Genomic DNA, 572 nt, shown 5'->3' with positions numbered 1-572 from the left:
CCTTTATCGTGATCATCGGCACCATTCTGCTCTATGCGCTGCTGGAACATTGGCGCAAGCGTTGGCTTGCCGTTCCATTGGGTTGCGTGCTGGCAGGTTTTACCGCCTATCTTTTGGGTGCGCCGTTTTCCTTCCAAACCGCTCCCGGCCTGCCGCCCATGAGTCCTGCCTACTGGTGGGGTGAAAATACCGGCTGGATGATGGGTTTGCCGACGATGGACAGCTTTTTGGTCGTGTTCCCCTTTGCCGTACTCGCCGTCGCCATGTGGTCGCCTGATTTCTTAGGGCATCAAGTATTCCAAAAAATCAGCTATCCCGAGCGATCCGAAAAAGCCTTGATGAACATCGACGATACCATGTTCACCTGTTCCGTCCGCCAAGTCGCAGGCTCAGTATTAGGCGGCGCGAACTTTACCTCTTCATGGGGAACTTACATCGTTCCCGCTTCCATTGCCAAACGACCGATTCCCGCAGGCGCGATACTGACTGCCTTGTTCTGCATCATCGCCTCCGTTTGGGGCTATCCCATGGATTTAGCGATTTGGCAGCCTGTATTGAGCGTTGCGCTGATT

The 572-nt window shown here is 54.4% G+C and carries 1 protein-coding gene; it reads left to right on the top strand.

Annotated elements, in window-relative coordinates; genetic code table 11:
• Nucleotides 1-572: DUF3360 family protein (locus tag ACTHUR_RS16555; protein WP_440399773.1), on the top strand; the 572-nt coding region annotated here is incomplete at both ends.

Source organism: Neisseria sp. P0021.S007 (assembly GCF_051956855.1).
This window is presented reverse-complemented; position numbering and strand designations above follow the sequence as displayed.